Source organism: Streptomyces sp. NBC_01498 (assembly GCF_036327775.1).
Classification (GTDB): domain Bacteria; phylum Actinomycetota; class Actinomycetes; order Streptomycetales; family Streptomycetaceae; genus Streptomyces.
Map to the genome: position 1 here is coordinate 613,016 of NZ_CP109598.1, position 26,487 is coordinate 639,502.

A 26,487-nucleotide genomic window follows, 5' to 3' on the forward strand; every position below is an offset into this window, starting at 1 on the left:
GTTCCGTACCCGTGCCCGGCGTCACCCGGATGCCATGCCCGGGTGCTCCCGTACGCCTGCCCGGATCGTCCCCGCAGGCGGCACCCCGGCCGCCCGTAGCCGGTATCGGGAACTCCCGCAGCGGCTGCACGAGACCCCGTGGATCGCGTCCAGGCGTCCTCCGGACCGGTCGGGTCGTTCCGTATCCGTGCCCGGCGTCATCCCGTACTCGCACCCAGGGCTGTGCCCCCGGCAGGTCAGGCCGACCTGCATGCGTGCCCGGGTCGTCCCGTAAGCCGCTCGTTTCGTCCTGTACGCGTGCTCAGCTCGCCCCGTAGCAGACGCCCCGGTGCTCCCGTACGCCTGCCCGGATCGTCCCGCAGCCGACGCCCGGTCATCCTGCGGCCGTCGCCCGCCAGAACCAGCGTCCGCGCCCGGCGCCAAGGGCCGGTCCTCCGGCAGTGCGAGGGGGCACCCCCGTCTCAGCGGCCCGTGGTCAGGCCGTCCCGGGCGGCGCCCCGGCTGAGGACCGCCGACTCGATCGCCGACCGCGCGGCCCGGTAGTCGTCCCGTGACGGGTCCTCGTCCAGTGCCCGGTTGAGGTTGACGACCCGTCCGACGGCGTTGTCCATGAGCTGTGGGACGAACTCCGCCCTCGTCACCTCCCAGCGCTCGCCCTTCGCGGCGGGCGGGGCGAAGGTGAACCGGGCGATCGAGCCCTGGGTGCCGCGCGGGTCGGACTCCCCGGCGTGGTTGATCATGTCGCCGGCGATCTGGTCGCCCATGCCGTAGACGATCCAGGTGCCGTTCACCTTCTCGTACGCCTGCGGGACATGGACGTGGGTGCCGATGATCAGGTCGATGTCGGGGCGGCCGTCGGTGGTGGCCCCGGCGAGCCGGTCGCCCAGGGTCAACTGCCCGTCGTCCACGGCGCTCTGCCACTCCGTGCCCCAGTGCAGGCTCAGCACGACGACGTCGGCGCCCGCCGCGCGCGCGGCCCGCGCGTCGGTGAGGATCTTCTCCTCGTCGATGAGGTCGACGGCCCAGGGCTGTCCGTCCGGCAGCGGGATGCCGTTGGTGTCGTACGTGTACGCGAGCTGGGCCACCTTGGCGCCGCCCGCGTCGAGGAGCGCGGGCCGGGCGTCCTCCGCCGCCGAGCGTGCCGAGCCGACGTGCGCGACCCCCGCCCGGTCGAGGGCGCCGAGGGTGCGGGCCACTCCGTCGGCGCCCGCGTCGAGGGTGTGGTTGGAGGCGGTGGAGCAGGAGTCGTAGCCGGTCGCCCTCAGCGCGCCGGCGATCTGCGGCGGCGACGCGAAGGACGGATAGCCGGTGAAGGGTCCGCCGTCGGGGCCGTAGACCGTCTCCATGTGACAGATCGCCACATCGGCGGCGGAGACGACGGACTTCACCCCGGCGAGCATCGGGACGAAGTCGTGGCCCGTGCCACCGGCGTCGGCGTTGGCACGGCGGATGACGGAGTCGTGGGGCAGTACGTCCCCGGAGGCGACGAGCGTGAATCCGCGCCCCGGCCCCGTGCCGCCCGCCGCCGAGGCGCCGCCGGCCCTGCCGCCCGGACCGTCCCGGGCCGGGTCCGTGCCGCTGGGCGGGGCGCAGCCCGCGGCCGTGCCGAGGAGGAGAGCCGCGGCGGCCATCGCTCCGTGTCGCATGCGTGTCGTCATGGGTCGGGCTCCTTGAGGGACGAGGAAGACGACCAAGCGGTCACCGCATGCATATCTTCATATTTATGTGATTAATACTCCGAAGGGAGTGAAGTACCTGAAATGGACGAAAGGGATCGGCCGAACCGTTCACCGCACCACTCGCCGCGCGGAGCGACCGCTCGTCGCAGACACGTGTGAGCCGTCTGTCCCCCGGCGCCCCGGATGGGTTCGGATACGCCAACGGCAACGGGGCCGACGCCGACGCCGGCGACCTCCGCGAGAAGGGACGTTCACGATGACCACCGCCACGGCCACGGCGACGACCGACGAGCGGGCGCTGACGGAGTTGCAGCGCGACCACGGCCCCGCGCTCTTCCACTTCCTGCTCGGGCTGACCTACGGCGACCGGCAGCGCGCCGAGGATCTGCTCCAGGAGACACTCGTCCGCGCCTGGCAGCACCCCGAGGCGTTCGAGGGCCCCTACGAGTCCATGCGGCCCTGGCTTTTCACCGTGGGCCGCCGGCTGGCCATCGACGCCCGCCGCTCACGGCTCGCCCGGCCGGCCGAGGTCAGCGACGGCATCCTGGCGGGCACCCCCGACCCGCACGACATCACCGAGACCTCCGCCGCCGTGCTGGACGTGCGCGAGGCGGTGCGGTCGCTGAGCCCGGAGCACCGCGCCGTACTCGCCCAGATCTACTTCAAGGGGCTGAGCGTGGTCGAGGCCGCGCACGCGCTCGGCATACCCACCGGCACCGTCAAGTCCCGTTCCTTCTACGCCCTGCGCGCCCTCGGCCGCTCCCTGCCGGGCTACCACAGGTCGCCCTCGTCGAGGAGCGCGAGGAGCGCGGCGCCGTCGGCCACCTCGGCATAGGCGGCGGCGCACCGCGCGCAGCCGTCCAGATGCCCGGCGATCAGCCGGTCCTCCTCGGGTGTGAGTGCGCCCAGCGCGTACGCACCGAGCCGGGACCGCACATGGGGGTCACCGCCGGCCTCACCCGTCACCATCGCCTCCGGTCCGCTGTCCGATCCCGCACTTCTGGCCACGCTGGGCACCGGCCGCCGGTTCAATGCTCCGTGAAGCAGCGTCCACGGAGAAGAAGGGAAGGCGCGAAACCATGCGTCCGGAACGTCATGACGAAGGCGGTGGCGGCGGTCTGCTCGTCCCCATGGCATGGATGTACGCGGAGTACGTCGCCGACGAACTCCTGCGCACGGGCGACCTGATGCCGCCCACCACACTGGAGTACCGGGCGGGCCGCGACGCCCTCGCGCTGACCATATTCCTCTCCGACGGGCCGGTCGGCGAAGGGGGCGGCGGAGCGCGGATGGCGCGCTGGCGGACCCTGACCGCGTACGGCACCGGTTGGCGTGAATGGGTCTGTCACCAGCTCGACCTGCTGGAGACACGCGTCTGCCAGGCGGAACGGTCCGGCGCCGGCCGCCCCGATCCGGATCTGGAGCTGGCCCTGGCCGCCTGGCGGTGGCTGGAGGAGACCGAACTGCTGGCGCCCGACCTCGACGCGGTGGGGCCGCCCGGCGGCGATCCCCCGGGGCCGGACGGCGGCGGGGGCGGACCGCACGAGGAGCGGGGACCCCAGGTCTGGACGCCGGCGTGGCAGCTCGGGCTGCCGCTCGGGCATCTGGCGATCGCGCTGTTCTGACCCGTTTCGGGGGCGACCCGCGCCGGCGCCCTCAGCTGCCGTGCACACCCGCGCGGTACTTGGGGATCCGTACCGTGATCCGCATCCCCGCCCCCACCCCCGTCTCGATGACGAGCCCGTAGTCGTCCCCGTAGACCTGGCGCAGCCGCTCGTCCACGTTGAGCAGTCCGATGCCCGTGGACGGACCGCCGTCGCCGCGCAGGATCTCGCGCAGCCGCTCCGGGTCCATCCCCACCCCGTCGTCCTCGATCACGACCTCCGCCTCCGCGCCCGCGTCGAGCGCGCTGATGGTGATGCGGCTCATCGTGATCCGGCCTTCGAGGCCGTGCTTGACGGCGTTCTCGACCAGCGGCTGGAGACAGAGGAACGGCATGGCGACCGGCAGCACCTCGGGCGCGACCTGGAGGGTGACCGACAGACGTTCGCCGAAACGCGCCCGGACGAGCGCCAAGTACTGGTCGATGGAGTGCAGTTCGTCGGCGAGCGTGGTGAAGTCGCCGTGTCTGCGGAACGAGTAGCGGGTGAAGTCGGCGAATTCCAGGAGCAGTTCGCGGGCCCGCTCGGGGTCGGTGCGGACGAACGAGGCGATGGCGGCCAGCGAGTTGAAGATGAAGTGCGGGGATATCTGGGCCCGCAGTGCCTTGATCTCCGCCTCGATCAACTGGGTGCGGGAGCGGTCGAGTTCGGCGAGTTCGAGCTGGACGCAGACCCAGCGGGCGACCTCGCCGGCGGCCCGCGCGAGGACGGCGGACTCCCGGGGGGCGTACGCGACGAGCGTGCCGAGCACCCGGTGGTCGACGGTCAGCGGCACGGCGACGCCCCAGCGCAGCGGGCAGTCCAGATCGCCGCAGCCGCTCGCGAAGGCGGTGTCCCGGCCGCTGGCCAGCAGGGGCTTCACATGGTCCATCACATGCTTGGCGTGGTGCGCGCCGAGGCCGTCCCAGACGAGCACCCGGTCCCGGTCGGTGAGGCAGAGCGCGTCGGTGCCCAGCAGGGAGCGCAGCCGGCGGGCGGCCTTGCCCGCGCTCTCCTCGGTGAGTCCGGCGCGCAGCGGCGGCGCGGCGAGCGAGGCGGTGTGCAGGGTCTCGAAGGTGGCGTGCTCGACGGGTGTGCCGACGTCGCTGGTGCGGTCGGGGCGGGCGCGCCCGGTGCGCAGCCCGAGCAGATAGCCCCCGGCGAGCGGCAGCAGGGCGAGCACGGTCAGAAGCGCGAGGGCGGCACCGCTCATCGGGAGCCTCCCCGGGCGCGGGGGGTCAGGTCCTCGGGGAGGTGGAAGCGGGTCATGGCGGCTCTGGTCCCTTGCGGTATGCGTGAGCGGGTGGCCAGCGAGACCAGGATCATGGCGAGGAATCCCACGGGAACGGACCAGACGGCGGGCCAGGCGAGCAGGGCGTGCGGCCAGCCCGTCCGTACGGCGCCGCTGACCGTGATCCCGATGGCCACCAGTGCCGAGCCGCCGCCGAGCAGCAGTCCGGCGATCGCGCCGGGCGGGGTGAGGCGCCGCCACCAGATCCCGAGTACGAGCAGCGGGCAGAACGAGGACGCGGAGACGGCGAAGGCCATGGCCACGGCGTCCGCGACGGGCATGCCGCTGACCGTGAGCGAGCCGCCGAGCGGGACGAGGATCGCGAGGACTGTGGCCAGCCGGAAGTGCCGTACGCCGCGTGCGGGCAGCACGTCCTGGGTGAGTACCCCGGCGACGGCCATGGTCAGGCCGGAGGCGGTGGAGAGGAACGCGGCGAACGCGCCGCCCGCGACGAGCGCGCCGAGCAGGTCGCCCGCCGTGCCGCCGATCACCAGGTCGGGCAGGAGCAGTACGGCGGCGTCGGCGTCCGGGCCGAGCGCGGGCCCGGGGGCGTACAGCCGCCCGAGCGCGCCGTAGACGGGGGGCAGCAGGTAGAAGCCGCCGATCAGGGCGAGGACGCCGACGGTGGTGCGGCGGGCGGCGCGGCCGTTGGGGCTGGTGTAGAAGCGGACGACGACGTGCGGCAGTCCCATCGTGCCGAGGAAGGTGGCGACGATCAGTCCGTATGTGGCGTACAGCGGGTGGTCCGCGCGGCTCGACATCTCGGTGAGGTCGAAGTCGATCGGGGGCCGTCCGTCGCCCTGCCAGGCCAGCAGCAGGAAGATCGCGGGGACGAGGAGGGCGGTGAGCTTGAGCCAGTACTGGAACGCCTGGACGAAGGTGATGCTGCGCATGCCGCCCGCCGCGACGGCCACCACCACGACGACGGCGACGAGGACGGCGCCGAACCAGTTGGGCGCGCCGGTCAGGATCTCCAGGGTCAGCCCCGCGCCCTGGAGCTGGGGCACCAGATAGAGCCAGCCCGCGCCGACGACGAGCGCGCTGACCACGCGCCGGGCGGGGCGGGACTCCAGGCGTCCCTCGGCGAAGTCGGGGAGGGTGTAGGCGCCGGAGCGGCGCAGCGGGGCGGCGACGAAGAGGAGCAGGACCAGGTAGCCGGCGGTGTAGCCGACCGGGTACCAGAGCATGTCGGGGCCGTGCAGCAGGAGCAGTCCGGCGATGCCGAGGAAGGAGGCGGCGGAGAGGTATTCGCCGCTGATGGCGGCGGCGTTGAGGCCGGGCCGTACGGTGCGCGAGGCCACGTAGAAGTCGGAGGTGGTGCGGGAGATGCGCAGGCCGAAGCCGCCCACGAGGACGGTGGCGACCATGACGACGGCGACGGCCGTCACCGTCCAGCTCTGGTTCACGGCAGTGGCCGGCCCTTCACGAGCCGGGCGAAGTCCCGCTCGTTGCGCTCGGCGCGGCGTACGTACCACCAGGCCAGCAGGGTCAGCAGCGGGTAGGCGGCGACGCCGAGCACCACCCAGACGACGGTGGGGTCGCGCAGTGCGGCGAAGGCCAGCGGAAGGGTGGCGACGACGGTGGCGAGCAGGGCGAACGCGGTGAGTCCGGCACGGAGCTGGCCGCGCATGAGGGAGCGGACGTAGGCGTCGCCGAGGGCGGTCTGTTCGTCGATCTCGGCCTGGGGGCGGTAGCGGGGCAGGGGGCGGACGCGACGGGGTGCGCCGGTGACGACCTCCCGTCTGGGGAGCTTGGGGGCGGAGTCCGCGGTCATCTCTCTTGTCCCCCGTGTGCCCGGTGCCGCCGTGTCGCGTGCCAGGGCCGGAGTGTAGGCAGACGGCCCGGGCGGAGGGAAGCCCCGGCGCGTCTCGGTCCGGCCGGTGAAGGGCCTGGTCAGCGGCCGGGCAGCCGCATGAGCAGATCGCGTACGGCCCTGGCGTGGCGGCGGCTGACGGCGAGTTCGGCGTCGCCGACGCGCACGCTCATGGCGCCCGCGTCGAGGCGCAGTTCGTCGATGCGGGCGAGCGCGACGAGATGGCGGCGGTGGATGCGTACGAAACCCCGGGAGCGCCAGCGCTCCTCCAGGGTGGTGAGCGGAATCCGTACCAGATGGCTGCCGGTGTCGGTGTGCAGTCTGGCGTAGTCGCCCTGGGCCTCGGCGTAGACGATGTCGGCGACGGGGACGAAGCGGGTCACACCGCCGAGTTCGACGGGGATCTGGTCGGCGGAGGTGTCCACGACGGGGCCCCGTTCCCCGGCGAGTTCGGCGACCCGCCGGACGGCTTCGGCGAGCCGTTCCCGGCGGACGGGCTTGAGCACGTAGTCGACGGCCTTGAGGTCGAACGCGTGGACGGCGAAGCCCTCGTGGGCGGTGACGAAGACGATCAGCGGGGGTTCGGCGAATCCGGCGAGCAGCCGGGCGACGTCGAGCCCGGTCAGGCCCGCCATGTGGATGTCGAGGAAGACGACGTCGACGGCGGCCGGGTCGTCCGGGCCCGCGTCGAGGGCGGCGCCGATCCGGCGCAGCGCCTCGGTGGCGCTCGTGGCGCCCTCGGCGCTGCGGACGCGCGGGTCGGCGCGCAGGAGGTAGAGGAGTTCTTCGAGGGCGGGTTGTTCGTCGTCCACGGCCAGTACGCGCAGCATGACCGGGAAGTTTAGGGGGTGCGCGGGTGAGCGGACCCGGATCGGGTCACGGACGGATATCGGCCTGAGTGATTTGCCGTCGCGCTCCGTATCAGGAGGCATGCGGACACCGGAGATCCATCGCGACGTCGGCGCCTACGCACTCGGCGTACTGGACGCGGCCGATGCCTTCCGCTTCGAGGACCATCTCATGGACTGCCCCCACTGCACACTGCTGTTGGGGGATTTGAACGGACTGCGCGATCAGCTCGACGAGTACGCGCGGGGCACGTCGCCGCGCGTCGGCCCCTTCGTGTCACCGGGGCCCCAGCTGTTGCACCGGTTGCTCGAAGGGACGGCGACCCGGCGGCGGTTCAGCCGAAGACGGCGGCTGGCCCTGGTCGCGGCTGCGGTGGTGATCGCGGTGGGCGGACCGTTCGCGATCGTCGACTCGCGGGGTGGCGGCGGGAGTTCCCCGGACACGCCGGTCGCCGAGCGGTGGACGGCGACGGACCGCAGGACCGGGACGGCGGCCGTCGTGACGGCGGCGGAGCGGGGCTGGGGCACGGACGTGGCGCTGGAGCTGTCGACGTCGGTGGCGGTCGGGGTGTGCTCGCTGGTCGCCGTGGGCCTGGACGGGTCGGAGGAGACCGTGATGACGTGGGCGGGGCGCCCGGACGGCGACGGTCCGCTGGTCACCTGGGGCGGGGCGGCGCTGCGTCCGCCGGAGATCGACCGGTTCGAGGTGCGGACGTCGGACGGGCACCGGCTGATGACGGTACGGGGCGGGTGACCCGGGCCGTACGCGGGTGAGCCGGGCGGCGCGCGAGGACGGCCCGTCCAGGGGCCGGGCGGGTCCTACTTGAGGAAGCGGGACGTCCTGCGGTCGGCGAGCGGTTTGCCGCCGGTCTGGCAGGTCGGGCAGTACTGGAGCGAGGAGTCGGCGAAGGCGACCGACCTGATGGTGTCGCCGCACACCGGGCACGTCTCGCCCGCGCGGCCGTGCACCCGCAGTCCGCTCTTCTTCTCGGCCTTGAGCCGCCCGGCCGCCACCCCGCGCGAACGCTCGATCGCCGAGGTCAGCGTCGTGCGCATGGCGTCGTACAGCACGGTGGTCTCGTCCTCGGTCAGATTCTGCACCGGTTTGAAGGGGGACAGCTTCGCCGCGTGCAGGATCTCGTCGCTGTACGCGTTGCCGATGCCCGCGATCAGCCGCTGGTCGCGCAGGGCGCCCTTCAGCTGCCGCCGCTCCCCCGCGAGCAGCGCGGCGAGGGCGTCCCGGTCGAAGGCGTCGTCCAGCGGGTCGGGGCCGAGACTCGCGATGGCCGGTACCTCGAAGGGGTCCCGTACGAGATGGACGGCGAGCCGCTTGGTGGTGCCCGCCTCCGTCAGGTCGAAGCCGTCGCCGCCGGTGAGGACGGCCCGCAGCGCGAGCGGCCCCTTGCCGGGGCGCGGCGGGGCGGCGGGGAACTCGTCCTTCCAGCGCAGCCAGCCCGCGCGGGCCAGATGGATCGCCAGATGGAGGCAGCCCTCCGCGCCGGCCCCGGACCCGCCCGTGACGATGTCGAGCCATTTGCCGTGGCGCTCGACGGCCCGGACGGTGGTACCGGTGAGGGCGCCGAGCGGTGGGTCGTACGTCTTGAGGGCGTTGATCGTCAGGGGCAGGACGCGGGCGAACTCCTTGCCGACCAGCTGGCCGTCGAGGAACTCCCGCAGCGCTTCGACCTCGGGGACTTCCGGCATGCCTCCAGGGTGCCGCAGCGCCGGGGCGAACGCCCGGCGGCGGCGTGCCGGGCCGTGGCACGCCGCGCGCGGCGCACCGGGTCAGAGCCCGTAGACCGCCGTGGCCGTCGCGCCGAAGACCGCCCGGCGCTCGTTCTCGCTCAGGTCGGCGGTCAGGGTGCGGGTGACGTCCATGACCTCGGCGTACGAGGCGGCGAGCCGGCACACCGGCCAGTCCGAGCCGAACATCAGCCGGGCCGAGCCGAAGGCGTCGAGCACGGTCTCGGTGTACGGGCGCAGCGTCCGGGCCGACCAGGCGTCCCACGCCGCCTCGGTGACCATGCCGGAGACCTTGCAGACGACGTTCGGCCGCGCGGCGAGGGCCCGGATGTGGCCGGCCCAGGGGTCGAGGGCGCCGGTGGCGATGGGCGGTTTGCCGAGGTGGTCGAGGACGAAGGTCAGCTGGGGCAGCAGCGCGGCGGCGGCGGTCGCGGCCGGGAGCTGGTGCGGGAGGACGACCAGGTCGTACGCGAGCCCGGCGGCGGCCACCGCGGCCAGCCCGTCCTGTACGGCCGGGCGCAGCAGCCACTCGGGGTCGGGCTCGCCCTGGACCTGGTGGCGGATGCCGACGAGTTTGTCGCCGCCGGGCAGTTCACGGAGGGCGGCGAGGGTGTCGGCGATGCCGGGCGCGGTGAGGTCGGTCCAGCCGACGACGCCGGCGATCAGGTCGCTGCCGTCGGCGAGGGCGAGGAATTCGGGGGTCTCCTCGGGGACGGTGACCGTCTGGACGAGGACGGTGGCGCCGACGCCCGCCGCGTGGGCCTCCGGTGCCAGGTCGGCGACGCCGAAGTCGCGCCGGATGGGCGCCATGGCCGGGCCGGTGATCCAGTCCTGGTCCCGTACGGACAGGTCCCACACATGGTGGTGCGCGTCCACGACGGGTGCGGCGGGGACGGGCCTGCGGGGCGGCCGGGTGTGCGGGGCCGGTCCGGCGGGGGCTCCGTTCATCGGGCGCCGCCCTCCAGCAGTCCCTCGGCGCGCAGGTCGTCGAAGAGGGCGTCGGGGACCTGGCGCCCGTACATGTCGGCGGCGTCCCGTACCTCCTCGGCGGACCGCGTGCCGACGAGCACGCTGGCGACCGCCGGGTGGCGCAGCGGGTAGGCGAGGGCGGCGGCGCGCAGCGGTACGCCGTGCCGTTCGGCGACGGCCTTGATCCGCAGGGCGCGCTCCAGCAGCGCGGGCGGCGCGGCCGTGTAGTCGTACGTCGCGCCGGGGCGCGGGTCGGCGAGCAGCCCGGAGTTGAAGACACCGCCGACGATCACGCTCCGGCCGCGTGCGACGGCCTCGGGCAGCAGGTGGTCGAGGGCGGACTGGTCGAGGAGCGTGTGGCGGCCCGCGCAGAGGACGACGTCGATGTCCGTGTCCCGCAGGAAGCGGGTGAGCACGGCCGTCTGGTTCATCCCGGCGCCGATCGCTCCGACGACTCCTTCGGCGCGCAGCCGTTCCAGGGCGGGGTACGCCTGCCCGAACGCCTCGGCGACGTGCTGGTCGGGGTCGTGCAGGAAGACCGTCTCGACGTGGTCGGTGCCGAGCCGCTCCAGGCTCTCCTCGATGCTGCGGCGCACCCCGTCGGCGGTGAAGTCCCAGACCCGGCGGTGGGTCGCCGGCACGGCGAAACCGTTGGCCAGGTCGTCGCCCTCGGCGGCCGGCAGCGGCTCCAGCAGCCGGCCCACCTTGGTCGACAGGGTGTACTCGGCACGGGGCCGGGCGCTCAGGGCCTCGCCGAGGCGGCGTTCGGCGAGGCCGATGCCGTAGTGCGGGGCGGTGTCGAAGTAGCGGATGCCGGCGTCCCAGGCGGCGTCGACCGCCGCGGCGGCCTGCTCCGGTTCGACGGGGGTGTACAGATTGCCGATCCCGGCCGATCCGAAGGAGAGCTCGGACACGCCGATCTCGCCGCGTCCGAGGGTGTTCTGCCGCATTGCGCTGTGCCTCCCGACGTTGACACCCCAGAATATTCATCGGATGACTGGGTGGCGTCAACCGTTTTGAGTCAGCGAACTCCGACCCCGAACTGACCCGTGCGATCAGCCGGTCGGGGGCAGGAGCCTGCGCAGGCTCGCGCGTGTGCGCCGGGAGTTGTCGGACCTGTCACGGCACGTCCGCGCCGACGGCCCCCGTGGCCGCGACGGTCGGTCCGGGCACGGCGGGCTCGGATGCGGCGGATGCGGGTGAAGCGGGCGCGGATACGGCGGGCGCGGGCGCGACGGGGGCAGGTGCGGGTGCGAGGGGTGCGACGGGCACGGCGGGCGGGGGTGCGGGCGCGGCGGGCGCGGGCAGTTCCAGCAGCACGGTCAGCTCCTCGCCCATGTGCGCCGCCAGCCCGCCGAGATCGGGCACGGCCTTGCCGTCCGCGACGAGACCGACATGGACCCGGCCGCCGTACGTCGTCAGCCCCACGGCCAGCGACTGGCCCCGCGCCAGCGGCGCCATCGGGTAGATCTCGCGCAGCGGGCAGCCGCCGAAGGAGAGCGTCGCGCCCGGCAGCGGCACGCTCGTCACCAGCACGTCGAACAGGACCCGGGCGGCACTGCCCGCGAGCGGCGCGCCGAGGCGGTGCGCCAGCGGGTGGAGCTGCCCGGCGAGTACGGCCACCGCCCCGGCGCCGCGCGAGGGCCCCTCCTTCTTGTTGCGGTCCATGGCCTGCCGTACGGAGGTCAGCCGGGTCAGCGGGTCCGGCTCGGAGACCGGCAGGCCGAGGAGGTACGCGGAGAGCACGTTGCCGGAGCCGGCGGCGGCGCCCGCGCTCCGGCGGACCTGGCTCGGCCGCCGCCCGGAGACGGGCACCAGGGCGCGCGGGTCGGTGCGCGGGGCGCGGTCCGGCAGCCGTTCGCCGCGCTCCAGCATCCAGCGCCGCAGGGCGCCCGCGACGGTGGCGAGCAGCACGTCGTTGACGGTGCCGCCATGGGTCTTGCGCACCCGCCGCACGTCGTCCAGCGCGAGGACGGCCGTGGCCAGTCTCCGGGTGCCGCTGGAGCCCGCCATGAGCGCGGGCGTACCGCGCAGGTCGAGCCGGCTGGCGCGGACGACGGAGGCGCCGATGCCCAGGGCCCTGCGCAGCTCGCCGAGGCGGTCGCGCGCCCGGTCGGCCACCTGTCCGGGGCCGGCCGGCCAGGTGCGGGGCTGCGCGGGGCGGGCCCGGTGGGTGCCGGTGGCGCGGGCGTCGGCGATCTGGTCGAAGATCCCGGCGCCGATGGCGACGGCGCGCATGCCGTCGGCGAGGGCGTGGTGCATCTTCACCAGGACGGCGAAGCGCCGGCTCGGCGGTGCGCCGCCGGGGGTGAGGAGGTACATCTCCCAGGGCGGGATCCCGCGCTCCAGCGGACGTTCCATGAGTTCCCCGGCGAGCCGGGCGGTCTCCTCGGCGAAGTCTCCGGGCGGCAGCTCCAGGCGCCTGACGTGGCGGCGTACGTCGAAGTCCTCGTCCACGCTCCACGCGGCGCCGCCCACGGGCAGCAGCACGTCCCGCACGACCGTCCGGAGCCGGGGGACGGCCGCCGTGCGGCCGGCGAGCAGCTCCAGGAGCGCCTCGTCGCCGACGGCGCCCGGCGCCGCGCCGGGGGCGCCGGGCGGCGGTGTCCCGAAGACGGCGAGCGCGCCGAGGTGCATCGGGTGCTCCGGGGATTCGAGATGCCAGAAGGCCAGGTCGAGAGGTGCCAGCAGCTCGGTGGTCACGGGGGCCTCATGTCTTGGGAAGGGATGCCGGAGACAGCAAGTCAATCGCCCACGGTCCGTTACGGTCAAGGACGGACGACTTACGCTCAGTTAGCGTCACTGTAATGCCGCGCACCTGTCACGGACCGCTCAGCCGTCCTGCTCCGGACGGTCCGCCGGGTCCATGAGATCCGCGAGGCCCGCCAGATCCACGGCGTCGACCGGGCTCACCGGGTGCGCGTATTCCCCAGGACCGGCGGGGCCGGCGTCCTCCGCCGGGTCCTCGATCACGAACTCGGTCCACACGCACTTGCCGCTCCCCCGCGAGTCCACACCCCACTCGTCGGCCAGCACGTCCACCAGGACCAGCCCCCGCCCGGAGACACCCGTCTCCCCCGCGTCCCTGATCCGGGGCAGCGCGCTGGAGCCGTCCTCGACCTCCAGCCGCAGCCGCCGCTCCGCGCCCGGCAGCACCCGTACGATCACGGTCGCGCCCCCCTCGGTGTGGGTCAGCGCGTTGGTCATCAGCTCGTCGGCGACCAGTTCGACATCGTCCGACCTGCCCTGCGCGCCCCACGCCCGGACCGCCGCCCGGACCATGTGGCGCGCGGAGGACAGCGCCTCGGGGTCGTCCGGCCCGACCTGCTGCCGGAGCCTGCCGGCGGTCCGGCCCGGGTCCGCGCCCCGGCGGCGCAGCAGCAGGACGGCGACGTCGTCGTCGCCGCCCCGGTCGTCCACCATCGCGCACAGCTGGTCGGCCAGGTCCTGGAGGTCGCGCGGGCCGTTGGTGATCACGTCGGTCAGCCGCCGCATGCCCTCGTCCAGATCGGCGCCGGGCATCTCGACCAGTCCGTCGGTGTAGAGGACGAGGGTCTGGCCGGGGTCCAGTTCGACGGTGTTCACGGGGTAGTCGAGCTGGTCGAACTCGGCGGAGAGACCCAGCGGCAGCCCGCCCTCGGCCGGGACCCGGCGGCAGCCGCCGTCGGTGTCCCGGATCATCGGGTCGACGTGCCCGGCCCGGACCAGCCGGACGACACCGGTGCTCAGGTCGGCCTCCGCGTAGACGCAGGTCGCGAAGCGGTCGGTGTCGAGCGCGTGCAGGAAGACGGAGGCGCGTGCCATCACCGTGGCCGGGGTGTGGCCCTCGGCCGCGTACGCCCGGAGCACGATCCGCAGCTGTCCCATCACGGCGGCGGCGTCGGTGTCGTGGCCCTGGACGTCGCCGATGACGGCCCCGACCCGGCCGCCCGGCAGCGGGACGATGTCGTACCAGTCCCCGCCCACGTCCCTGCCGAGCCGGGCCGAGCGGTAGCGGACGGCGATCTCCGCGCCGGGCACGTCCGCGATACGGCGCGGCAGCATCGCCCGCTGGAGTCCTTCGGCGAGATCGTGCTCCTGCTCGAAGAGGACGGCGCGCTGGAGGCTCTGCGCGATGCTGCTGCCGAGGGCGACCAGCAGATTGCGGTCCTCGGCGGTGAAGCCGATCTTGTCGCCGTAGAGCAGTCCGACCGCGCCGAGGGGGCGGCCCTGCGCGATCAGCGGCAGATAGGCGGCCGAGGTGATGCCGAGATCGCTGATGTGCGGCCACAGGTCCGCGTAGGAGGCGGCGAAGTCGTCCGCGGACTCGATGAAGCGCGGGGCGAGGGTGCGGATCACCTCGCTCATCGGGTAGTCCTCGTCCACGCGGGTGACGCGGGTGCCCGGTACGAAGGAGCCCGCGGGCCCCTCGGCGACCAGATGGATACGGCCCGCGTCGAGCAGCCCCATGACCATGCTGGCGGCGCCCAGGTGTTCCAGACCGCCGGACTCCTTGAGCACGTCGATCACGTCCTGGACCGTCCTGGCGTGCGCGAGGGCCGCCGTGGCGCCCTCGACGACGCTGGTCCGCCGCCGGCGCTCCTCCTCCAGTTCGAGCCGCGCCATGGAGTCGGCGAGTTCCTGGGTGGCGTCGCGGATGACGCCGATGAGGCGCAGCGCCCGGCCGCTCGCGTCGCGGCGGATGGACGCCTGGGAGTGGGCCCAGCGCAGGGTGCCGTTGCGGCGCCGGACCCGGAAGTACGCGCCGTAGCCGTCGCTGTCGCCGCTGATCGCCTCCCGGGAGACGGCGTCCAGCCGGGCGCTCTCGCCGGGCGGCAGCCGGTCCAGGATCTTGAAGCGGCTGCCGTCGTACTCGTCGTCGCGCAGATCGAGGACCTCCAGCGCCACCGGGTCCAGATGGAGCCGGCCGGTGCGCAGGTCCCAGTCGAAACAGCCCATCCCGTTGAGGGACAGGCTCCGTTCCGGCTTCGCGGGCCAGTCGTCGGGCAGCGACAGGGATCCCGCCTCCCGATCGACCATGGGGTCACTCTGTCATTATTTGTCGGATATCTCGACCGGTCCGCCGGGCCCGGTACGCGTCCGGGCGGACCGGTCCCTCGCGGCGGTCGTCAGCCCCGGAAGGCGCCGGGTCCGGCCGCCGCCCCGCCGGGTCCGGCCGCGAGGAGCCCGCCGCCGGGCGGGGTGCCCTCGTCGGGACGGCCCGCGGGTCCGCCCGTCCCACCGTCGTCGCCCGGCCCGCCGTCGCCCGGCCGCTCCGGGGCCATCGGCATCACAGGGTAGTCCGGGTCCACGCCGCTGTCGGGCCGTCCCGGCGGCGCGGGGCACTCCGGGTCGGTCAGGTCCTCGGACCACGGCTCGTCGGGCGCGGGGGCGTCCGGCGCAGGGCAGTCGGGGGACGGCGCGGGATCGCTCTCGGGCGCGTCGGGCTCGGGGACGGCCGGGTCGGAGCGGCCGGGGTCCGGGCTCTCCGGTCCGCCGTCGTCGGGCACGGGCGGCTCCGTCGGCGGATCGACGAGGTCGGTGTCCGGCGGGTACGGGGGCTCCACCTCGGGCTTCCGGTCCCGGGCGCCGGCGGTCCCGGTCGGCCGCTCCAGCCAGCCGGTGCCGGCGGCGTCCACGATCAGCAGGGAGGTCAGGGCGCGGCTGGCACGGTTGACGACGACCACCCGGTCCGCCCGGTATCCGCGCCACGGCGTCCCCTTCGGGACGGTGTCGGTCCGTGGGGCGACGGCCGGGCGCAGCGGGTTCCCGCCCGCGCAGCGGACCCTGGGCAGGCCCCGGTCGTCCACGAGGACGGCGGTGCCGCTCTGGAGCACGGCCTGGAAGGCGGCCGGGGACCCGTCCCGGTAGCCGTGGTCCGTGACGCGGACGTCGGCGCGCAGGACGACGGGGGTGAGCCCGCGCAGGAATCCGGGGAGGGACGCGGGGGCGACGCCCGCGACCCGGGCGAAGGCCGCTGCCTTGGCGCGGTCGGCGGTCAGCAGCCGGGTCCCCGCCGGGACGTCGCAGCTCGTGGCCGGGCGGGTGGCGCCGTACAGCCCGGCGGTGGCGCCGGACAGGGAGCGCACGGCGCGGGAGCCGGGGGTGGCGGAGGCGCTCGGGGCGGCGGGCGTACTCGGGGCGGGCGCGGCCGTGGAGCCGGTGTCCGGGACGGCGGTCGACCGGGTGAAGGGGTCGGGGCCCGGCGCGGCGAGCGGGAGCAGGGTGACCTCGGCGGACGCGGCTTTCGCCGTCCGCGCCGCCCGGGTGTCCCCGCCCGCGCCGTCCTCGCCGCAGCCGGCCGTGATCAGGATGCCGGCCGACAGCACGGCGAGCGCGGGGTGACGGGAGCGGAGAGGTACACGGCGCACGGGGTCTCCCAGCTGTTCGTCCCGACCGGAACGTCCGGGTGGTGACTCCATGTCTGCCGGACCGGGGACCGCCGCGCAAGCGGGAGCGGCGGACGGGGGACCCGTCGCGCCGCTCCGCCCGTGCACCGGTCACGTCGCTCCGGGAGCGGCGTGGAGCGTTCAGTCGACGCCCTGGAGGATGTGCGGCTCCGCCAGGTCGTCCTCGTAGCCGGCCAGCCGGATCGGTGCGGACCGGGCCCACACCTCGATGTTCCGGAGCTTCTGGGGGCCGCTCCGCCGATGGCCGGATTCCGGCGGGCTGTGCTCGTGCTGGGCCGTGTCGGGTGTCACCGCGCACTCCTTCGTGTCACGTCGCCCCGGGCGCGCGGCTCCGGACTCCTTCCGGACGCCGGCCGCCGAACGGGGGCAGGGGAAAGGGACGTTCGGTCGCGGTGGCGCCGGTCTCGGGCGGGGGTGCCGGTCTGGTTGCAGACCTGTCCCCGGACGGCCGGGGAACCTTCGTGGGCTCCCGGGGAACGTCCGTGCGGCTTACAGTAACCACATGAGCGCGGGTGCGCTCGATGGCGTGGGTGGCGGCGTCCATTTCCGGACAGTGCGGCGACGGCTCCCGGCCGGTCCGGGGCGCGGTGTCTACCAGTTGGCCGGCGCGTAGTCCTTGAGGAAGACGCCGTACAGGTCCTCGCCCGCCTCGCCGCGTACGACCGGGTCGTAGACGCGGGCCGCGCCGTCGATCAGGTCGAGCGGGGCGTGGAAGCCCTCCTCGGCGAGCCGCATCTTGTCCGGGTGCGGGCGCTCGTCGGTGATCCACCCGGTGTCTACGGCCGTCATCAGGATGCCGTCGCTCCGGAACATCTCCTGCGCGCTGGTGCGGGTCAGCATGTTCAGCGCGGCCTTGGCCATGTTGGTGTGCGGGTGTCCGGCGCCCTTGTAGCCCCGGCTGAACACCCCCTCCATGGCGGAGACGTTCACCACGTACGTGCGCGTCGCCGCCGCCGCCGCCATCGCCGGGCGCAGTCGGCTGATCAGGATGAACGGCGCGGTGGAGTTGCACAGCTGGACTTCGAGCAGCTCCACCGGGTCGACGTCGGAGACCGTCTGGATCCAGCTGTTGGTGTCGTGCAGGTCGGGCACCAGGCCGCCCGCGTCGATGGCGGTGCCCGCCTCGATACGGGCGAGGGTGGCGGAGCCGCCGACCAGGGCCAGCGCGGTGACGTCCGCCGCGCTCAGCGGTTCCGCCCCGCCGGCGGTCAGGACGGCCTGGGCGCCGCTGCCGAACGCGCCGATGACGTGCGACGAGGGCAGTTCCCCGGCGGGCAGCGGCGCGGACTCGGCGGCCAGCAGCTCGCCGTAGGCGCGCGGGGAGCGGCGTACCGTCTGCGCGGCGTTGTTGATGAGGATGTCCAGCGGTCCCTCGGCGGCGACGGAGTCCGCGAGGGCGACGACCTGGGCGGGGTCGCGGAGGTCTATCCCGACGATCTTGAGGCGGTGGATCCAGTCGGCGCTGTCCTCCATGGCCTTGAAGCGGCGGATCGCGTCGTTCGGGAAGCGGGTGGTGATGGTGGTGTGGGCGCCGTCGCGCAGCAGGCGCAGCGCGATGTACATGCCGATCTTGGCGCGCCCGCCGGTCAGCAGGGCGCGCCTGCCGGTGAGGTCGGTACGGGCGTCGCGGCGGGCCCGGTTCTCGGCGGCGCACGCCTGGCAGAGCTGGTGGTAGAAGGCGTCGACCTCGACGTAGCGGGTCTTGCAGATGTAGCAGGAGCGCGGCCGGCGGAGGATTCCGGCGATCTCGCCGGCGACGGACGACGAGGGCAGCAGGCCCTGGGTCTCGTCGTCGATGCGTTCGGCGGAGCCGGTGGCCGTGGCCTCGGTGACGGCCTTGTCGTTGGCGGTCTTCGCGGCCCGGCGTTCCTGGCGGCGGCGCTGTTTGACGGTGCGGTAGACCCCGGCGGTGGCGCGGCGTACGGCGACGGCGTCGGGGTGGTCGACGTCGAGGGTGTCCAGTTCGTCGAGGACCGCGAGGCAGACGGCCATGCGCTCGGGGTCGATCCCGGGGCCGTACGGGACGTCCGGGCCGCTCTCGCCGAGCGTGGTCCCGACGTCCGGGCCGGTCTCGCCGACGGCGGTCCCGGTGTCAGGTCCGCTCTCGCCGAGTGTGGTCCCGTCCTGTGTCAACGTCATCGCCGGTGCGTTCCCTCTTCACTCGTCGGTCACCCGGTCGGGTCACTCGTCCGTCCGGGGCCGGTCGCGCCCGCCGTGCTGGGCCGTCCGGCCGAGCGGCCCCGAACAGTTTGCCATGGGGTGCCCGGCATTTATTTCGCCCCCAATTACACATAAAGGTGAATAGGGGGCAGAATGGTCATGTACCGCTCGATCAGGTGCAGCACGGCGCACCACTCAGAGCGAAGGAGTCGAGACTGATGGCCGATGTTTCACACACCAGGGGAGACACAGGTCGCCCCGGTGTTACCGACACCAGGCGGGACGCAGGCGCCCGCCCGGGTGATATGGACACCAGGGGAGACATAGGCTCTCACCCTGACGCTCCGGAGATGCGGGCCAGGTACGCCCGTGTGCTCGGTGGGCGTGATGTGGCCCTGCTGGACGGCCCGATATTTCTGGCCGGGCTGTTCATCGCCCTCTCACCGTGGATCCTGCACTTCACGACCAGTCAGCCGGGTCTGGTGATCCACAACGTGGTCATGGGAATCGCGATCGCCGGTCTGGCCCTCGTGTTCTCGGCCACGCCGACCCGGACGTACGGCTTCAGCTGGGCCCTGATCCTGATGGGTGCCTGGATGGTGGCGGCGCCATGGGTCGTCGGTTCCAGCCCGGACCGCGGCGTGTTCCTGAGCGGCGTCATCCCCGGCGCTCTCGTGGCCGTGCTGGGCCTGGTCTGCGCGGGCGCGGCACTGAGGGCGGGCCGGATGCGCAAGCGGGCGGGCCGTTCGGGCCGGCCGCTGCGCACGTAGCCGGATAAACCCTGCCCGGCGGGGTGGGTGGACGGTTGTGACGGACCGTCCGCCCACCCCGTCGCCATGCGCGGGCGCGGTCGGACGGGCAGCGGGACCTCAGCCGCCGGCCGCCGCCGGGACCCCGGAGGCGTCCCGTGTCCCGTCCGGCGCGGGGAGGCCGGACGGCTCCGGTACGCGGATGCCCAGGAACGGCAGCCGGCGCCGCAGCCGGAAACCGAGCGTCTCGTAGAGCCGGACGGCGTTCGCGTTGTCCGCCGCGGCCTGGAGGAACGGGATGTCGCCCCGCTCCTCGATCCCGGCGGCGACCGCCAGGATCAGCCGGGCGGCCAGCCCCCGGCCCCGGTGCTCCGGCGCCGTGCAGACCGCGCTGATCTCGGTCCAGCCCGGCGGGCGCATCCGCTCCCCCGCCATGGCCACCAGCGCGCCGTCCCGGCGGATGCCCAGATACGTGCCCAGCTCGACGGTGCCCGGCCGGAACGGCCCCGGCCGGGTGCGCTCCACCAGGTCCAGCATCTCCGGTACGTCGGCGGGGCCGAGCACCACCGCCTCCTCGTCGGGGACCGCGCGCAGGGTGTGGGCGACCAGTTGCACGCCCTCCGCCCGGAAGACGACCTCCCAGTCGTCCGGCGGCAGGACGTCGGCCCCGGCGAGCGTGGCCGTCCCGTCGGCCCCGACCAGGGCGGCGGCGTCCGTCCAGTCCCGGGCGTCCGGGTCGTCGGGCAGGGCGAGCCAGGTGGAGATCTCGGGCCGGTAGCCGAGCACCCGGCCGCGCCGTTCGGCGAAGCGCGCGTGCGGGCCGGTCAGTCCGGCCAGTACGGGATCGTCCAGCGGGTGGTACGACCCGCCGCCCGGCGAAAGCCCCGGCGCCCCGCTCACGCGCCCACCTCGATGACGATCTTGCCGAGGGCGTGGCCGTCCTCCACGGCGCGCAGCGCGGCGCCCGCCTCGGCCAGCGGGAACGTCCGGGTCACGTAAGGCCGCAGGCTCCCGGCCACCACCAGCGCGGCGACCTCGTCGAGGACGGCGGCGGTGCGCAGCCGTACGACGGCCGCGCCGCCCAGGGTCACGACCCGCGGCTTGTCGCCCGCGCTGATCAGCCGGGCCAGGTCGGGGACGAGCCCGGCGACGGCGTCCAGGTCGGCGCCGCCGACCAGGTCGAAGACCGCGTCGACGCCCTGGGGCGCGGCGGCCCGTACCCGCTCCTGGAGCCCGGGGCCGGGCGGGACGTGGACCGCGCCCAGCGACTCCACGAAATCCTTCTTGCCCGCGCTCGCCGTGCCGACGACCCGGATGCCGGCGGCGGTCGCGATCTGTGTCGCGGCCACACCGACACCGCCTCCGGCGCCGGTGATCAGCAGGGTCGCGCCGGCGGGCAGGGCGAGCTGCCGGACGCCGTCGTACGCGGTCGCCCCGGCGACCGGCAGGGCCGCCGCGTCCGTGAACGACACGGCGTCCGGCTTGTGCGCGGTGATCGCGGCGGGCAGCAGGGTGTACTCGGCGTATCCGCCGGTGAGGGTGGAGCCGAAGACGGCGTCGCCCACGGCGAATCCGCGCACCCCCTCGCCGATCCCCTCGACCACGCCGGACGCCTCGCTGCCGAACACGGTGGGCAGCGGAGGCCGGGTCGAACCGGGCCGGGTGTAGCCGCCGCGCAGCTTCCAGTCGACCGGGTTGACCCCGGCCGCGCGGACGGCGACGAGCAGTTCACCGGGGCCGGGGACCGGCTTCGGCAGGTCGGTGAAGGCTTCGCCCTCCGGGCCGCCGAACCGGGTGTAGACGTACGCCTGGGGCATGGGATCCTCGCTCTGACTGCTGACGTCGGTGGCCGCGACGGTGCGGCAGCAATGTCAAGTCACACCCCGGACCTGCTTATTCCCGGCGACCGGCTTCCCGGTGGGCCGCGGGCGCCGGGGTCCCCGGTCCGGCGCCCGCGGCTCACGTGGGGGGCCTGTCGTCCGGCTCGTGCCGTACCCCATCCGGACGACGGGCCCCGGGCGTCAGGAGGTCCCGCACTCCATGGACGCCGGGTCGGACGCGTCGCGGATCAGGGCGTCGTGCGCCGCCCGAAGCCGCTGGACGTCCGGCTTCATCACCTTGCGGTCGTAGCTGAGCAGGCCGTTCAACTCCCCTTCCACGTCGGTGATCTGGGTGTAGACGGCTCCGTTGCTGCCCCGGCAGGCGAGGTCGCGCACGTTGTCGAGCTGGCCCAGGTACTCGTCGGTGTACTTCTCCTTGTCGACGCCCACATAGGTGTGCTGGACCGGCCAGGCGTGGCCCGGCACCGCGAGGCCGAGGCCCCCGTACTCGCCGGTGACCAGCGCCCGTTTCCCGTCCGGCGCGGGCAGCAGCGGTGTCGGATAGCCGTGCGCGTCGGCGATGTCGCCGTTCTTGCCGTCGACGGCCCCGCAGCAGTTGACGCCGCTCATGTTGTTGACCAGCCGGGTCGGGTCCCAGCCCTTGGCCTGGTCGGCGATCCGCGCCTGGTCGTACTGGCCCCAGCCCTCGTTGAAGGGCACCCACATGATCACCGACGGGCTGCTCGCGTGCTGGTCGATCATCTCCTTCATCTCGTGCTCGAACTGGGCGGCGGCGCGGGTGTCCGGGGACTTCGGCATCGACGGCATGTCCTGCCAGACGAGCAGGCCGAGCTTGTCCGCCCAGTAGAACCACCGGTCGGGCTCCACCTTGATGTGCTTGCGCACGGAGTTGTAGCCGAGCTCCTTGTGCTTCTTGAGGTCGAACGCCAGTGCCTCGTCCGTCGGCGCGGTGTGCAGTCCGTCCGGCCAGAAGCCCTGGTCGAGGGTGGCCATCAGGAAGACCGGCTCACCGTTGAGCACCGTGCGCGGCACTCCGCCGACCTTCTCGACGGCGATGGAACGCATGCCGAAGTAGCTGCCCAGCCGGTCACCCGTCCGCGCGTCGCCGACCCGGACGTCCAGCGTGTACAGATGCGGGTCGTCCGGCGACCAGAGCCGGGGGGCGGGCACCGGCAGGCCGAGCGCCGTGCCCGTACGGCCCCGGACCGTGCCCACCTTCCGTTTGCCGTCGTACGCGGTGGCCGTGACCGGCACCCCGTCACGTACGCCGCGCACCTCGACCGCCAGCTTCTCGCCCGCGACGTCCGGGGTGAGCCTCAGCGAGTCGGCGTGGTCGGCGGCGACCGGCTCCATCCAGACGGTCTGCCAGATGCCGGAGGAGGAGGTGTAGAAGATGCCGCTCGGGTCGAGTCGCTGCTTGCCCATGGGCGGGTTCTCGCCGTCGGCGGCGTCCGTCGGGTCGTACACGCCGACGATCAGTTCCTGGGTACGGCCGGGCTTGAGGGCATCGGTGATGTCCGCGGTGAACCGGTCGTAACCGCCCTTGTGCTCGGTGACCTTCGTCCCGTTGACGTAGACGGTGGCCTGCCAGTCGACGGCGTCGAAGTTCAGCTTGAGCCGCTTGTCCGGCCCTCCCCGGCGCTCCCCGGCACCGACGCCCCAGGTGTCCGGCACGGTGAAGGTACGGCGGTACCACATCCGGTCCTCGTGGCGTTCGAGCCCGGAGAGCCGCGATTCGACGGGGTACGGGACCAGGATCTTCTCGCTCAGTTTCCGGCCCACCGGGGGCCGCTCGCCCTCTTCGGCGGCGGCGAACTGCCACTGCCCGTTGAGGCTGCGCCAGGCGTCCCGGGTCATCTGGGGGCGCGGGTACTCGGGCAGCGCGTTCTCGGGCCCGACCTCCTTCGCCCAGGGGGTGGTGAGCTGGTACTCGGACGTGTTCGGCCCGCTGCTCCAGAACGGCTCCACGGGGTCGGCGTCCACCGACACGAGCCCGCCGGCGCCGTCGTACCGGATGTCCGCGGTGCCGCCCTGTCCGACCACCGGTTCCGTCAGCCCGACGAGCAGGGCGCGCCGGTCGGCGGGGTCCCGCTTCACCGAGGCCAGCGGCCACTCGGCGCCGCCGATGACGGCGTCGAGGTGGCCGGCGAGCCCGGCCGGGGGCGCGGCGATCTCCTGCGCGAACTCCATCCGCAGGGTGCGGCCGTCGGCGAGGACGGTGGCGGCGACGGCGCCGTCGTACGCGTAACCGTCGGGGAGGCGGAAGGCCGAGGTGGGCACCGGTTCCTTGGCGCCGCCGGGTTCGGTCCAGTTCAGATGGAGATTGGAGCCGCCGACGTCCTCGAAGTACTCGACCTTGATGTCGTACGCCTGTCCTCCGGTCAGTTCGACGGGGTCGGCGGTCTGTTCCTTCTCCCAGTCGTTGACCCAGTGGTCGATGGCGATCTCGCCGTCGATCCAGAGCCGGAACCCGTTGTCACCGATCATCGAGAAGGTGTGGGCGCCGCTGCTCTCCGGGACGATCCTGCCGGTCCAGCGGACGGAGGCGTGATCGGCGTTTCCGGTGGCCGTGGCGAGCCGGTTGTCGAGGGAGTCGAAGTCGATCGAGGGATCGAATCCGGTCGCCTTCAGTTCGTGGAAGTCGAAGGCGCCGGGGGCGGACGAGGAGTAGTACTCGCCCTTGAGGCCGTGGGGCACGACCGGGTCGTCCGCGGCCGACGCGGCCGGGACCGCGGTGAGTCCGGCGACGCCCAGGAGCGGGGCGAGAAGGAGGGCCAGTTTTCTTCTGATGCGCACAAATCCTCCGTGCTGCTGCGGTGGCGGCTCGTAGCGACGGTCTGTACAACGTTGGAAGGAACGGCAGTTGGCATGACAACATGCCCTTCCACTTGCTGTCCAGAGCCATGACAAAGCACGGGTGCGCACCGTATATAACGTTGTACAGATTGGGCAGGGGCGGTCTTCGGGCCGGCCTCGGAGGGGACATACGGTGACCGTCAGCCTCAAGGACGTCGCGGAACGCGCGGGCGTTTCCATCAAGACCGTGTCGAACGTGGTGAACAACTACCGGCATGTCACCCCGGCGATGCGGGCCCGGGTCCAGCTGGCCATCGACGAGCTGGGCTACCGGCCGAATCTCACGGCCCGTCATCTGCGCAAGGGACGCACCGGGATCATCGCCCTGGCCGTGCCCGAGCTGGGCAACCCGTACTTCGCGGAGCTGGCGGGCGCGGTGATCGACGTGGCGGCGGAGCACGAGTACACGGTGCTGCTCGACCACACGGGGGGCCGCCGGGAGCAGGAGATCCTGGTCAGCCAGGGGTTCCGGGCGCGGGTGATCGACGGGCTGATCCTGAGCCCGATCGAGCTGGAGCCGGAGGACCTGCTCGGCCGCGACCAGGACGCGCCGCTGGTGCTGCTCGGCGAGCGGGAGTACGACCTGCCGTACGATCACATCGCGATCGACAACGTGGCCGCCGCCCGGACGGCGGTACGGCATCTGCTCGGTCTCGGCCGGTCCACGATCGCGTTCCTGGGCGCCCGGACCGACCGGGTCAACGAGCCGTCGCATCTGCGGCTGCGCGGCTGGCGTGCCGAACTGGACGCGGCGGGGCTCCCGGCACCGGACTCGCTGATCGCCCCGACCGGTGGCTGGGACCACGCCAACGGCGCCGACGCGATGAACCGGCTGCTCGACTCGGGAGTGACGCCGGACGCGGTGTTCGCGTACAACGACCTGATCGCCATAGGGGCGATGCGGGTGCTGTCCGAACGGGGTCTGCGGGTCCCCGAGGACGTGGCCGTCGTCGGCTTCGACGACATCACCGAGGGCCGCTACGGCACGGTGACCCTCACCACGATCTCCCCGGACAAGGGCACCATCGCCCGGCTCGCGGTGCGTTCGGTGGTGAACCGGCTGCTGGGCACCGGGGACCCGGTGGGCAACGGCTCCCGTGAACTCCGGGCGGACTTCCGGCTGGTGGAGCGGGAGAGCACGCTCGGCCGCCACCGGGACGGCCGCTGACGGGCCCAACGGGCCCCGCGCGCACGGCTGTTATCGCGCGAAGGGTTTACAGGTTCCGTACAACGATGTAAAAACCGTTCCGAACGACTCCCGCACATCCGCTCCCGCCGTCCGGTCGGGCCGCCGTGGTGACGCGCCGTCGATGTGACGACACGTCATGACAGCTCTCCCGTCCGTCCGTTCGCCAGTCCGTACGAGCCGACCTGCCGCGAGTGTCCCGGTCGCGGGGCCGCGCCGAGATGGGGATTCCCATGAAGCTTTCCGCCGTCCGCCGTACCACCACCACTACCGTCCTCGCCGCGAGTCTCGTCGGCGCGCTGGCGCTCAGCGGCTGTGCCAAGTCCGAGGACGACGCGTCCGACAAGGGCTCCGCGGCCGGCGACAAGGACAGCGGCCAGGTCGTCGCCACGCCCGGCGCGGACGACAAGACCTGCGACCTCACGCAGTTCGGCGGTGCGAAGACCGACCTCAAGAGCGCCACGGTCGGCTTCTCCCAGTCCGAGAAGGAGGCCAACCCCTTCCGGATCGCCGAGACCGCGTCCATCAAGGCCGAGGCGAAGGCCCGGGGGGTCACCCTGCTGTCCGCCAACGCCCAGACGCAGTTCTCCAAGCAGATCAGCGACGTCCAGGACCTGATCGCCAAGGGCGCCGACCTGCTGGTGATCGCGCCCCTCAACTCCGACGGCTGGGGCCCGGTGCTGCGCAGCGCCGCGGCGAAGAAGATCCCGATCGTCACCATCGACCGCAAGATCAACGCCGCCGCCTGCAAGGACTACGTGTCCTTCATCGGCTCGGACTTCATCGAGCAGGGCAGGCGCGCGGCGGACCAGATGATCGAGGCGACCGGCGGCAAGGGCGAGGTCGCGATCCTGCTCGGCGCGGCGGGCAACAACGTCACCACCGAGCGCACCAAGGGCTTCAAGGACCGGATCGCGGCCGAGGCCCCCGGGCTGAAGGTGGTGTTCGAGCAGACCGGCGAGTTCGCCCGGGAGAAGGGCCAGCAGGTCACCGAGCAGCTCATCCAGTCGAACCCCGGCATCACGGGGATCTACGCCGAGAACGACGAGATGGGCCTCGGCGCGGTCAACGCCCTGAAGGGCGCGGGCAAGAAGGCCGGGGACGTCAAGATCGTGACGGTCGACGGCACCCGCAACGCCGTCCAGGGCATCGTGGACGGCTGGATCTCCGGGGTCGTGGAGTCCAACCCGCGCTTCGGGCCGCTCGCGTTCCAGACCCTCGACGCCTTCACCAAGGGCGAGAAGGTGTCGCAGAACATCGTCATCCAGGACGGCGCCTACACCCCGGAGAACGCCGAGGCCGATCTGGGCAAGGCCTACTGAC

Annotated in this window: 23 protein-coding genes; 6 read left to right on the top strand and 17 right to left on the bottom strand. The window is 73.3% G+C overall.

Going from position 1 to position 26,487, the window contains the following annotated elements; translation table 11 throughout:
• Positions 1 to 461: 461 nt before the first annotated feature.
• Positions 462 to 1,658, bottom strand: coding sequence for a CapA family protein (locus OG875_RS02255; RefSeq protein WP_330172511.1), 1,197 nt, complete (start codon positions 1,656 to 1,658; stop codon positions 462 to 464).
• Positions 1,659 to 1,935: 277 nt separating this feature from the next.
• Here OG875_RS02255 and OG875_RS02260 point away from each other — a divergent pair, with 277 nt between their 5' ends.
• On the top strand, positions 1,936 to 2,514 hold the full coding sequence (locus OG875_RS02260; protein WP_330172512.1) for a sigma-70 family RNA polymerase sigma factor: 579 nt from the start codon (positions 1,936 to 1,938) through the stop codon (positions 2,512 to 2,514).
• On the opposite strand, the gene OG875_RS02265 is transcribed toward OG875_RS02260, so the two are convergent.
• On the bottom strand, positions 2,451 to 2,687 hold the full coding sequence (locus OG875_RS02265) for a zf-HC2 domain-containing protein (RefSeq protein WP_443079048.1): 237 nt from the start codon (positions 2,685 to 2,687) through the stop codon (positions 2,451 to 2,453). The genes OG875_RS02260 and OG875_RS02265 overlap by 64 nt on opposite strands.
• Positions 2,688 to 2,758: 71 nt before the next feature.
• Between OG875_RS02265 and OG875_RS02270 the strand changes: the two genes are divergently transcribed.
• Positions 2,759 to 3,304 carry a hypothetical protein gene (locus OG875_RS02270; RefSeq protein WP_330172513.1) on the top strand — a complete coding sequence of 182 codons (546 nt, stop codon included), beginning with the start codon at positions 2,759 to 2,761 and terminating at the stop codon, positions 3,302 to 3,304.
• Between the two features lie 31 nt (positions 3,305 to 3,335).
• Here the strand turns inward: OG875_RS02270 and OG875_RS02275 are convergent, their stop codons facing one another.
• From OG875_RS02275 to OG875_RS02290, 4 genes are all read right to left on the bottom strand, one after another.
• Positions 3,336 to 4,532 (bottom strand): sensor histidine kinase, encoded by a 1,197-nt coding sequence (locus tag OG875_RS02275; RefSeq protein ID WP_330172514.1) that lies wholly within the window; start codon positions 4,530 to 4,532, stop codon positions 3,336 to 3,338.
• Positions 4,529 to 5,977: a sodium/solute symporter gene (locus tag OG875_RS02280; protein ID WP_443079236.1), complete on the bottom strand. Its 1,449-nt coding sequence runs from the start codon at positions 5,975 to 5,977 to the stop codon at positions 4,529 to 4,531. Before OG875_RS02280 ends, OG875_RS02275 begins: the two co-directional genes overlap by 4 nt.
• A gap of 35 nt (positions 5,978 to 6,012) precedes the next feature.
• Positions 6,013 to 6,384, bottom strand: coding sequence for a hypothetical protein (locus OG875_RS02285; protein WP_330172516.1), 372 nt, complete (start codon positions 6,382 to 6,384; stop codon positions 6,013 to 6,015).
• A gap of 119 nt (positions 6,385 to 6,503) precedes the next feature.
• Positions 6,504 to 7,253 carry a LytR/AlgR family response regulator transcription factor gene (locus tag OG875_RS02290; RefSeq protein WP_330172517.1) on the bottom strand — a complete coding sequence of 250 codons (750 nt, stop codon included), beginning with the start codon at positions 7,251 to 7,253 and terminating at the stop codon, positions 6,504 to 6,506.
• Positions 7,254 to 7,353: 100 nt separating this feature from the next.
• Between OG875_RS02290 and OG875_RS02295 the strand changes: the two genes are divergently transcribed.
• Positions 7,354 to 8,025, top strand: coding sequence for a zf-HC2 domain-containing protein (locus OG875_RS02295; protein ID WP_330172518.1), 672 nt, complete (start codon positions 7,354 to 7,356; stop codon positions 8,023 to 8,025).
• A gap of 65 nt (positions 8,026 to 8,090) precedes the next feature.
• Here the strand turns inward: OG875_RS02295 and OG875_RS02300 are convergent, their stop codons facing one another.
• The 8 genes from OG875_RS02300 to OG875_RS02335 all read right to left on the bottom strand — a co-directional run bounded on the left by OG875_RS02300 (position 8,091) and on the right by OG875_RS02335 (position 18,364).
• Positions 8,091 to 8,975, bottom strand: coding sequence for an Fpg/Nei family DNA glycosylase (locus OG875_RS02300; RefSeq protein WP_330172519.1), 885 nt, complete (start codon positions 8,973 to 8,975; stop codon positions 8,091 to 8,093).
• A gap of 81 nt (positions 8,976 to 9,056) precedes the next feature.
• Positions 9,057 to 9,962 carry an amidohydrolase family protein gene (locus tag OG875_RS02305; protein WP_330172520.1) on the bottom strand — a complete coding sequence of 302 codons (906 nt, stop codon included), beginning with the start codon at positions 9,960 to 9,962 and terminating at the stop codon, positions 9,057 to 9,059.
• Positions 9,959 to 10,933 carry an aldo/keto reductase gene (locus OG875_RS02310; protein WP_330172521.1) on the bottom strand — a complete coding sequence of 325 codons (975 nt, stop codon included), beginning with the start codon at positions 10,931 to 10,933 and terminating at the stop codon, positions 9,959 to 9,961. The genes OG875_RS02305 and OG875_RS02310 overlap by 4 nt, the downstream gene beginning before the upstream one ends.
• A gap of 169 nt (positions 10,934 to 11,102) precedes the next feature.
• A complete protein-coding gene (locus OG875_RS02315) occupies positions 11,103 to 12,686 on the bottom strand; it encodes a wax ester/triacylglycerol synthase family O-acyltransferase (protein WP_330172522.1) in 1,584 nt (527 codons plus the stop codon).
• A gap of 129 nt (positions 12,687 to 12,815) precedes the next feature.
• On the bottom strand, positions 12,816 to 15,002 hold the full coding sequence (locus OG875_RS02320) for a SpoIIE family protein phosphatase (protein WP_330172523.1): 2,187 nt from the start codon (positions 15,000 to 15,002) through the stop codon (positions 12,816 to 12,818).
• Positions 15,003 to 15,091: 89 nt separating this feature from the next.
• Positions 15,092 to 16,333, bottom strand: a complete 1,242-nt coding sequence (locus OG875_RS02325) for a DUF6777 domain-containing protein (RefSeq protein WP_330172524.1) — start codon at positions 16,331 to 16,333, stop codon at positions 15,092 to 15,094.
• Positions 16,334 to 16,492: 159 nt separating this feature from the next.
• Positions 16,493 to 16,663 (bottom strand): hypothetical protein, encoded by a 171-nt coding sequence (locus OG875_RS02330; RefSeq protein ID WP_330172525.1) that lies wholly within the window; start codon positions 16,661 to 16,663, stop codon positions 16,493 to 16,495.
• A gap of 300 nt (positions 16,664 to 16,963) precedes the next feature.
• Positions 16,964 to 18,364, bottom strand: a complete 1,401-nt coding sequence (locus OG875_RS02335) for an SDR family NAD(P)-dependent oxidoreductase (RefSeq protein WP_330177571.1) — start codon at positions 18,362 to 18,364, stop codon at positions 16,964 to 16,966.
• Positions 18,365 to 18,882: 518 nt separating this feature from the next.
• Between OG875_RS02335 and OG875_RS02340 the strand changes: the two genes are divergently transcribed.
• Positions 18,883 to 19,302, top strand: a complete 420-nt coding sequence (locus tag OG875_RS02340) for an SPW repeat protein (protein WP_330172526.1) — start codon at positions 18,883 to 18,885, stop codon at positions 19,300 to 19,302.
• Positions 19,303 to 19,401: 99 nt separating this feature from the next.
• Here OG875_RS02340 and OG875_RS02345 read toward each other — a convergent pair whose 3' ends face one another.
• The 3 genes from OG875_RS02345 to OG875_RS02355 form a co-directional block, all read right to left on the bottom strand.
• Positions 19,402 to 20,181 (bottom strand): GNAT family N-acetyltransferase, encoded by a 780-nt coding sequence (locus OG875_RS02345; RefSeq protein WP_330172527.1) that lies wholly within the window; start codon positions 20,179 to 20,181, stop codon positions 19,402 to 19,404.
• A complete protein-coding gene (locus tag OG875_RS02350) occupies positions 20,178 to 21,098 on the bottom strand; it encodes an NADP-dependent oxidoreductase (protein WP_330172528.1) in 921 nt (306 codons plus the stop codon). The genes OG875_RS02345 and OG875_RS02350 overlap by 4 nt, the downstream gene beginning before the upstream one ends.
• Positions 21,099 to 21,302: 204 nt before the next feature.
• Positions 21,303 to 23,918 carry a PA14 domain-containing protein gene (locus OG875_RS02355; protein ID WP_330172529.1) on the bottom strand — a complete coding sequence of 872 codons (2,616 nt, stop codon included), beginning with the start codon at positions 23,916 to 23,918 and terminating at the stop codon, positions 21,303 to 21,305.
• Between the two features lie 193 nt (positions 23,919 to 24,111).
• Between OG875_RS02355 and OG875_RS02360 the strand changes: the two genes are divergently transcribed.
• Together OG875_RS02360 and OG875_RS02365 are read left to right on the top strand one after the other, a co-directional pair.
• Complete coding sequence (locus OG875_RS02360) at positions 24,112 to 25,146, top strand: LacI family DNA-binding transcriptional regulator (protein WP_330172530.1); 1,035 nt, start codon at positions 24,112 to 24,114, stop codon at positions 25,144 to 25,146.
• A gap of 251 nt (positions 25,147 to 25,397) precedes the next feature.
• Positions 25,398 to 26,486: an ABC transporter substrate-binding protein gene (locus OG875_RS02365; protein WP_330172531.1), complete on the top strand. Its 1,089-nt coding sequence runs from the start codon at positions 25,398 to 25,400 to the stop codon at positions 26,484 to 26,486.
• The last annotated feature ends 1 nt before the right edge of the window (position 26,487 follow it).

Coding starts and splice junctions, on each gene's coding strand:
- OG875_RS02255 (WP_330172511.1), bottom strand. CDS start 1,658: ATGACGACACGCATGCGACACGGAGCGATGGCCGCCGCGGCTCTCCTC.
- OG875_RS02260 (WP_330172512.1), top strand. CDS start 1,936: ATGACCACCGCCACGGCCACGGCGACGACCGACGAGCGGGCGCTGACG.
- OG875_RS02270 (WP_330172513.1), top strand. CDS start 2,759: ATGCGTCCGGAACGTCATGACGAAGGCGGTGGCGGCGGTCTGCTCGTC.
- OG875_RS02275 (WP_330172514.1), bottom strand. CDS start 4,532: ATGAGCGGTGCCGCCCTCGCGCTTCTGACCGTGCTCGCCCTGCTGCCG.
- OG875_RS02280 (WP_443079236.1), bottom strand. CDS start 5,977: ATGGTCGCCACCGTCCTCGTGGGCGGCTTCGGCCTGCGCATCTCCCGC.
- OG875_RS02285 (WP_330172516.1), bottom strand. CDS start 6,384: ATGACCGCGGACTCCGCCCCCAAGCTCCCCAGACGGGAGGTCGTCACC.
- OG875_RS02290 (WP_330172517.1), bottom strand. CDS start 7,253: ATGCTGCGCGTACTGGCCGTGGACGACGAACAACCCGCCCTCGAAGAA.
- OG875_RS02295 (WP_330172518.1), top strand. CDS start 7,354: ATGCGGACACCGGAGATCCATCGCGACGTCGGCGCCTACGCACTCGGC.
- OG875_RS02300 (WP_330172519.1), bottom strand. CDS start 8,975: ATGCCGGAAGTCCCCGAGGTCGAAGCGCTGCGGGAGTTCCTCGACGGC.
- OG875_RS02305 (WP_330172520.1), bottom strand. CDS start 9,962: ATGAACGGAGCCCCCGCCGGACCGGCCCCGCACACCCGGCCGCCCCGC.
- OG875_RS02310 (WP_330172521.1), bottom strand. CDS start 10,933: ATGCGGCAGAACACCCTCGGACGCGGCGAGATCGGCGTGTCCGAGCTC.
- OG875_RS02320 (WP_330172523.1), bottom strand. CDS start 15,002: ATGGTCGATCGGGAGGCGGGATCCCTGTCGCTGCCCGACGACTGGCCC.
- OG875_RS02335 (WP_330177571.1), bottom strand. CDS start 18,364: ATGGCCGTCTGCCTCGCGGTCCTCGACGAACTGGACACCCTCGACGTC.
- OG875_RS02340 (WP_330172526.1), top strand. CDS start 18,883: ATGCGGGCCAGGTACGCCCGTGTGCTCGGTGGGCGTGATGTGGCCCTG.
- OG875_RS02350 (WP_330172528.1), bottom strand. CDS start 21,098: ATGCCCCAGGCGTACGTCTACACCCGGTTCGGCGGCCCGGAGGGCGAA.
- OG875_RS02365 (WP_330172531.1), top strand. CDS start 25,398: ATGAAGCTTTCCGCCGTCCGCCGTACCACCACCACTACCGTCCTCGCC.